At 50.3% G+C, this 6,505-nt stretch carries 7 protein-coding genes and 1 pseudogene; 3 read left to right on the top strand and 5 right to left on the bottom strand.

What is annotated here, in order from left to right; translation table 11 throughout:
• Nucleotides 1-162: 162 nt before the first annotated feature.
• Nucleotides 163-696, bottom strand: coding sequence for a sigma-70 family RNA polymerase sigma factor (locus F1593_RS26955; protein WP_235932725.1), 534 nt, complete (start codon nt 694-696; stop codon nt 163-165).
• A 286-nt stretch (nt 697-982) separates the two neighbouring features.
• Here F1593_RS26955 and F1593_RS26950 point away from each other — a divergent pair, with 286 nt between their 5' ends.
• Both F1593_RS26950 and F1593_RS26945 read left to right on the top strand, forming a co-directional pair.
• Nucleotides 983-1,924, top strand: coding sequence for an NAD-dependent epimerase/dehydratase family protein (locus F1593_RS26950; protein ID WP_235932724.1), 942 nt, complete (start codon nt 983-985; stop codon nt 1,922-1,924).
• A 324-nt stretch (nt 1,925-2,248) separates the two neighbouring features.
• Nucleotides 2,249-2,632, top strand: a pseudogene (locus F1593_RS26945) (YybH family protein); the annotation flags it as partial.
• Between the two features lie 100 nt (nt 2,633-2,732).
• Here F1593_RS26945 and F1593_RS26940 read toward each other — a convergent pair.
• The 3 genes from F1593_RS26940 to F1593_RS26930 form a co-directional block, all read right to left on the bottom strand.
• On the bottom strand, nt 2,733-3,158 hold the full coding sequence (locus tag F1593_RS26940) for a hypothetical protein (RefSeq protein WP_149404645.1): 426 nt from the start codon (nt 3,156-3,158) through the stop codon (nt 2,733-2,735).
• Nucleotides 3,115-3,219, bottom strand: coding sequence for a hypothetical protein (locus tag F1593_RS30045; protein ID WP_371873927.1), 105 nt, complete (start codon nt 3,217-3,219; stop codon nt 3,115-3,117). The genes F1593_RS26940 and F1593_RS30045 overlap by 44 nt, the downstream gene beginning before the upstream one ends.
• A gap of 369 nt (nt 3,220-3,588) precedes the next feature.
• The gene (locus F1593_RS26930) at nt 3,589-4,188 is read right to left on the bottom strand and encodes a TetR/AcrR family transcriptional regulator (RefSeq protein ID WP_172632494.1); all 600 of its coding nucleotides are present in this window, start codon (nt 4,186-4,188) and stop codon (nt 3,589-3,591) included.
• Nucleotides 4,189-4,364: 176 nt separating this feature from the next.
• Here F1593_RS26930 and F1593_RS26925 point away from each other — a divergent pair, with 176 nt between their 5' ends.
• Nucleotides 4,365-5,345 (top strand): ketopantoate reductase family protein, encoded by a 981-nt coding sequence (locus F1593_RS26925; RefSeq protein ID WP_149404643.1) that lies wholly within the window; start codon nt 4,365-4,367, stop codon nt 5,343-5,345.
• Between the two features lie 171 nt (nt 5,346-5,516).
• Here F1593_RS26925 and F1593_RS26920 read toward each other — a convergent pair whose 3' ends face one another.
• On the bottom strand, nt 5,517-6,281 hold the full coding sequence (locus F1593_RS26920) for a class I SAM-dependent methyltransferase (protein WP_149404642.1): 765 nt from the start codon (nt 6,279-6,281) through the stop codon (nt 5,517-5,519).
• Nucleotides 6,282-6,505: the final 224 nt, after the last annotated feature.

The raw sequence follows: 6,505 nt of genomic DNA, 5'->3' as shown, positions 1-6,505 counted from the left end.
GGAAACGAAGACATTCTTCTTTAGGATATATGAGTCCAGTTGATTACGAAAAACAAGAAAAAAAGACAGAGAATCATCTTTCTTGACAAATATCTTGTTTGTATGTTAATATATACGTATACGGAATACGTATATATACAGAGAAATGATCGTTCTTTTCTCTTATTTGATGCATTTCCACTGACTCATTCTTTCCGTTTGAGTCCCCTCCAAAAACGGGTCAATTCCAACATGACTTTTCGCGCGATGAAAAAGCTGATGACAATTTTCCGGGGTTTTCTCGATGATCTCCGCGATCTCCGCGAAGGAATAATCAAATACCTCATGCAGCAGGAAGACGGCGCGTTCCGGTGGCGTCAACGCTTCCAAGAGCACGAGAAAAGCCAGCGAAATGGTCTCTTGCTGCTCATAGGTTTCCTCTAGCGATTCACTCTCAGGCTGAGAAGTGAGGATAGGCTCAGGGAGCCAAACCCCAATATATTCTTCCCGTTGAGCGTGGGCGGATTTCAAATAGTTGAGGCTGAGATTGGTGACAATCGTGGTGAGATACGCTTTGGGCGATTGCACGGCGGCCCGATCTGCCTGTTGGTAGCGCAGGTAGGCATCCTGCACAATGTCTTCAGCTTGGCTGGCATAGCCAGTCATGCGGTAGGCGATGGAGAAGAGGAGGAGTTGATAGGTTTGAATTTGATCCATAGCGTTCTTCCGAAATTGCTCCGTAACATTGTCGGATTTCTCTTTATCATAATCCAGAGTGGGCATGTTCAGCAATTTTTTGGCCGTTTTCTGCGGGCTTCAGCCCCGAGCGTTGCTTCGCGGCGTTCTTTTGAACGGGTGCCTCGCGAGAAAATCAGGCAATTTTCTAGAGACGAAAAATTTACGTCACGCTGTTGTCACGTTTTCGTGGACTCACTTGTCTCCTTTCTGGAGGCGCTTATAAAGAGGTCTCTCGAAAAAGAGAAGCGAAATAAAAAGGAGCAATATGATGAACATTTTTGTAACAGGTGCAACCGGTGTACTCGGAACATCTCTTGTGCCTAAATTAGTTGAGGCAGGATACACGGTTTCGGCAATGAGCCGCACTGAGGAGAGTGATGAGCGCTTGCGACGTGCAGGGGCGCATCCGGTGCGGGTAAACCTCTTTGATGTTGAGGCACTCAAGCAGGTATTGGCTGGTCACGAGGTCATCTACCACCTGGCGACGAAAATCCCCTCCACGACGCAGATGGGGCGGAGTTCGGCCTGGCTGGAAAATGATCGTCTGCGTCGTGATGGCGCTCGCAACCTTGTCGAAGCCGCGCTGGCCGTGGGCACGGTCCAGACGATCATTTATCCCAGCTTCGATTTTCTCTATCCAAGCAGTGGTGATACCTGGTTGGATGCTCAAACGACTCCCGTCAAAACGGCGACCCTTTCCTCAACCGTCGAGGCGGAGGAGGCCGTGACACGCTTCGCAGAAAGCGACCCGACCAGGCAGCGCCGAGGGATCTCACTGCGGCTGGGCAGTTTTTACGGGCCGGAAGCGCCTTCAAGCTGGGAGACGTTGGACTACGCATGCAAAGGGATTGGTGCTTTTCCCGGTGCACGTGCTGGCTATCTCCCACAAATCTGGTTGCAGGATGCCATCAGTGCTCTGCTGCTTGCGTTGACGGAACCGGTGCCTTCCGGCGTCTATGACATTGTCGATGATGAGCCTGTGACGCGCGCGGAGATGTACACTATCCTTGCTCACGCTGTCGGTCGCAAACGTCTGCTGGTCCTGCCAGATCTGCTGATGCGCCTGATGACGGGGGCCAAGTATGCCGATATAAGCCGCAGTCTACGCATCTCCAATCGTTTGTTCAAAGCAGTCAGTAGCTGGCAACCCACTGTCCCCAATGCGCGAATAGGTTGGGATCTGATGGCACAGATGCAGAACAAGTAGGAGGAAGTTATGGTAGTCGAAGAACACAAGCAAAACGATGAAGTTGCAATTAAAAGGGTCGAAATAAGTTTCTTGTTTGATGGACTCATCTCTCTTTTTGTGGTCAGATATCCTCTTGACAGTGAAAGAGTTCCCTGTTACAGTAACAGCATTGGCATAGCCAAGTGAGTACCGTGAGTTCCACGGGATTTTAAGCTTGTGGACTGGGAAGCACTGACCACTCTGAAAGGAGCGGTGAAACTGCCCAGGATGAAGCAGGAACAAGACCTCAAATGGAGCCTGTCTCCATTTGTCTAAGTTCTTGAGAACGGTTATAGAGGATGGGTCGAGGCGGTTCGTAACAAGAATATCGAAGGCGTCATGTCTCTCTACGCGCCGGAGGTCGTGTCGTTCGACATCGTGCCCCCGCTGCAATACGTGGGAGCAGATGCATTCAGAAACATTTGGGAAGAAGTATTCTCGTTGTTCCAGGGTCCGATAGGCTATGAACTTCACGACCGCAGCATTACTGTGGGCGATGACGTTGCCTTCGCCCACAGCCTCAACCGCATAAGCGGAACCATGAACAGTGGGCAGAATACCGATCTCTGGCTGCGTTGGACTGCGTGCTTCCGTAAGATCAACGGCAAGTGGCTGATCGTGCATCATCAGAACTCGGTACCTGTCGATCTGCAGCATGGCAAAGCGGTGCTTGACCTCAAACCATAAGAAACTGGCTCGATCTTGGTGAATGCATCTCAGCAAGAAGAGAATGGCGCTTCATTCTCTGCGGAGAAAAAGAAGCGCCACCTCCAGATAAGCTCATCATTCACCAAAAGTGGGCTAGAACCGTTTTATTTGTCAGACAGCAAGAAATGAGATCCTTTTTGGGGGAGATTACCCCGTTTTTTTGCCCAATTCGAGTGCGTACCCCTTTGAACTTATCCGAAAACCAGAAAGGAAGAAAGATGATCACATTCGCCACGATCATGTCATTGCGGTTGGCCGCTTCCAACACCAGTGCCAACGGCAAGCCATGCTCTTCACACAACTGGCTGCGTTTGGTCCCTTTCTTGTTGCGATCTCCCGGATTCTTGGCGCTGGCCTCGCCTCCCAAAGGGTTTTTGATCTGTGTCCCATCCAGGCTTTGCCATTGCCAATCCAATTCCGCCAACTCATCATATTCCTGCAAGCCGGCTTGCCAGAGTCGCTCAAACACGCCCTGGTGTTCCCAGACAGAGGCAGATGCGGTCATACACCGTGCTTGCCCCGCCAATTGGGCGGGGCATTGCGTTCCAGGGAATGCCAGTGCGCACCAGGTAGACAATGGCGGCAAACAGCTTGCGATCATCGGCGGGGGTGTCCGCCTTAGCAATTGAGCTTGAGCATATTTCTCCGTAGCTCTCTTGTTTTGAAAAGGCAGAGGTATTTCAGTCCCTTGCCTACAAAAGACGAGCGTATTGAACGGTTCTGCGAAGCCGCTTCAATAAAATATGCATCTCATTGCGCAACCCGTGGGATTCAAGAATGGGGGAAAACTGCCTGCTTGCTATGAAAGTTCCATCTTGCTTTCCTTCCTCAACCGATGCTGATATATTCTGGACTATACCATTGGTATAGCCCTGGCTAACACGGCTGGAGATGAACAGCCACCCCTACCGCGTTCGCTTCCAAAGTGTAAAGGATCATGTTTTCGGTTTGAGAGAGGTGGCGGCGATGTCGTAGATGAATTGGTTCAGCCAAGTGGCAAATTGCTCGGGCGGGCTGGGCTGCTCTTGCTCTAACCACCAGATGATGGCACCACATCCAGCAGAGGTAATAACCTTGAGTCGTAAGTCGAGAGAAGGGGTGTCAGGCTGGCAGATGAATTCGGGGAAGACCTGATTGAAACAAGAGAAAAACCCCTTTTCGATCTTGTGGCGAAAGCGTTGCGTAAAGAGTGGATCGCCTTGCATGCCGAGCATCACACGGTAGAAGCCAGCAAACTGCTGGATGTGTTTGAGCAGGTCGATGAGACTTGATGACACTTCAGGGGGATTTGGGCCCGCTATCACCTGCTGGTCTTCGAATGACACATACATCTCATTGAGATATTGTTCAAGCAGGTCGTATTTATCCAGATAGTGACGATAAAACGTCGAACGCTTTACCATAGCACGCTCGGTAATATCGCGCACGGTGAGGGCCGCAAAGCCTTTTTCAGCAGTACATTCGAAAAAGGCCTGCTGGAGCATTTTGCGGGTGCGACGAACGCGTAGATCCTCAGTTATTTCTGGGTTGTGCATCACTTTCACTTTCTCTGTTGCATAGGCAACATTCTGCGTTTTTTTGTTGATTGACGCCTCATTGTAGCATCTGTTAGGCTTTTTATGCATCATTGCGTTGACTAAACAACGCAATGATGCAAGAAATTGAGGAAATTCCTCGAAGGTGAAGATAGAAGAAAAAGAAGGAACACTTTATGATTATGAATATTCTGGTTTATGGGGCAGGAGTCATTGGCAGCGTCTATGCCACACGGCTGCAAGAGGCTGGATACACGGTATCGCTGCTGGCGAGAGGCAAACGTGCGGTATCACTACGGGCGCAAGGTGTTGTACTTGAAAAGGCATCGACTGGGCAGCGTACGACAACACAGGTTTCTGTCGTTGAGCATCTGGCTCCGACGGATAGTTATGATGTCGTCATTGTGACCGTGCGACTGGACCAACTCACATCCATCTTGCCTGACCTTGCAGCCAATCACCAGATTCCCATAGTGCTGTTCATGCTCAGTAATCCTGCTGGAATGCAACGACTTGAGATGCTCGAAGCGCATCGCGTGGTGATTGGCTTTCCGTCGGTTAACGGGACACAGCAGGGGGACGTCATCCGCTATATGATCGCTCCTCGGCCAGCGTCGATGACATTGGGAGAGCCAGATGGGCGCGTGACACCACGCATTCGACAACTGGCGACCATCTTCAAGAAGGCAGGCTTCTCGGTTGGGCTAAATTCCGATATGCAAGCCTGGCTCAAAACGCACGCTCTTCTGGATTTAGGGGTTCTAGCGGCTGTCGTGATGACAAAAGGAACGAGTGCGCAGCTTGGACGGACACGGAAGAATGTTGTGATGATGGTAAAGGCCATCAATGAAGGGCTTCTAGCGCTGCAGGCGCAAGATATTCCCATCATGCCTTTCAGTATGAAGGTGCTTTTTCTTTGGATGCCTCGCTGGCTCGTAGTCATGCTTTTCCAATCGCTCTTGCAGACACCGACTGCGGCACCTGGTATTGATAATCAATTTGATAGTGATAATCATCTGAATACAGGTGTACTTAAAGAGAGGCATGAAATGGCCAGAGAGATGATGGCACAATTGCAGACATCGCCTCTTGCCACACCGACGCTGAGTCGTTTGATAGAGTTTTTGGAGATGCCGACTGAAGCAGGTAGGGTATGAAAAAGGGAGTGCTCAAGAATTCCTTAGCGTTGTTTTTCGTTCATGAACGAAAAACAACGCTAAGGAATTGAGATGAGAAAATGTGACTGATCAAGGTCTCTGGAGGGTTGCTGGAGTTCCTGAGATAAGAGTTTTATGTCGAAGAAACGAGAGGAGTGTAAGAAAGCCAGGCTAGATACATCTTTGGCAGACATAAATCATCGAGCGAGAAGTGGCGGTCAGAGGGTCTTGCAGCCAACTTCCGTAGCACGCGCGGATCTGAAACCCATTGTAGAAGAGCAAGGCTTCCATCTCCTGGGGAAAGACATAGCGCAAGGCCACGCGCAGCATCTTCTCATCTTGCTTCCCTCCAGGAAGGTGAAACGTGAGCAGGCGGGTGTAGTGTTGGATCTGGGTCATGGGATCGTAGTATTGCTGCTCAGTCACTACGAGATGCCCTCCATCAGGGGTCGCATACGTATCTCCTCCTGGATGGCGAACGTCCAGAAGATTACGCGGGGAGGGATTGCGTGTTTCAAAGAGAAAGCATCCCTCTGGAAGTAAATGCTCTCGGACGCGAGCCAACAGCGTTTCCTGGTCCACTCGCGTCAGAAAGAATTGCCACGCATTTTCCAGCATATATATGAAAGGAAACTGCTTCTGGAGATGGAACGTGCGCGCATCAGCCACTACCCAGTTAAGAGAGATGGCTTGCTGCTCTGCCTTCTGGCGCGCTCGCGCAATCATTTCTGGGGTAATATCCACACCTGTCACCTGATAGCCAAGCGCTGCCATGCGAAGGGCCATACGTCCCGTTCCACACGCCAGATCCAGCAGAGGTCCTCCTGTCGCTCGCGCCCACTGCTCAGTCAAGGGATAATCGTCATAATAGCCTTCGTCTTGCAGGTCATAGATCTGTGCATCTCGAAAATCTTCCAGATTATTATGATCAATCATCACGATCCCTTTCGCACACGTATGGTTTGTCTCCGAATTGACAAAGCTCAAGAGAAGTATACCAAATAGGGAGCGGTTTTCCCAGGCTATGAATCCTTCACCAGGGCTTTCCAATTCTAAAAAACGGAACAGTAGCCAGTGAGCAAGAGATCAAGAGCCTTGTCATACGATGCATCAAAATAGCGCATCTGTCGGGCAACATTGCACACGCCGACACGATCCAT

The organism is Dictyobacter arantiisoli (assembly GCF_008326305.1).
GTDB lineage: Bacteria > Chloroflexota > Ktedonobacteria > Ktedonobacterales > Ktedonobacteraceae > Dictyobacter > Dictyobacter arantiisoli.
This window is presented reverse-complemented; position numbering and strand designations above follow the sequence as displayed.